The 468-nt window shown below is 68.6% G+C and carries 1 protein-coding gene; it reads left to right on the top strand.

Going from position 1 to position 468, the window contains the following annotated elements:
* Window positions 1-69 precede the first annotated feature (69 nt).
* Window positions 70-468, top strand: a 399-nt coding sequence (locus I6F37_RS38990; RefSeq protein WP_225154222.1) for a hypothetical protein, incomplete at its 3' end; no start/stop codon positions are given.

The raw sequence follows: 468 nt of genomic DNA, 5'->3' as shown, positions 1-468 counted from the left end.
TACTGGATGTGGTGCGCCGGGGCAAGAGTCGCCCGGCAAGGTCATCCGCGGGCTGCGGCTGCGTTCGCGGTGGCGCTCGCGTTTGTCGTCGAAACCGGAAAGCTGTTCGCTCCCGAGCACAAGCCCGACCCCACCAATATCCTGATCGCCGCCTGTGCGGCGTATCTTGCGTACGTGGTCGCCGCCGCCGTCTGGCGCTGGGCTACGCAGAAAAGTCCGCGGGCGGCGCCTGCCGTTGCCGGCTCGCCGAAAGCCACTGCTACCACGCAATCCCGCTCGCAGCGCGTCCCCGCAGCTGACGAATCCGGCGCTTCGCTCGTCTCCCGCGCGATGTCGTTGCCGCTGCTCATCGTCGTTGCGGCATTCGCGCTCGCCTACCCCTATGGGGCTGCGCTTGTCGGTTTCCTCGCGCTCTACGCCGCGCTCATCTGGCGCTGGCCGCAGGCTGCGTTGCCGGCAGTACTGGCC

This window comes from Bradyrhizobium sp. NBAIM08 (assembly GCF_020193935.1).
GTDB classification, from domain to species: Bacteria; Pseudomonadota; Alphaproteobacteria; order Rhizobiales; family Xanthobacteraceae; genus Bradyrhizobium; species Bradyrhizobium yuanmingense.
This window is presented reverse-complemented; position numbering and strand designations above follow the sequence as displayed.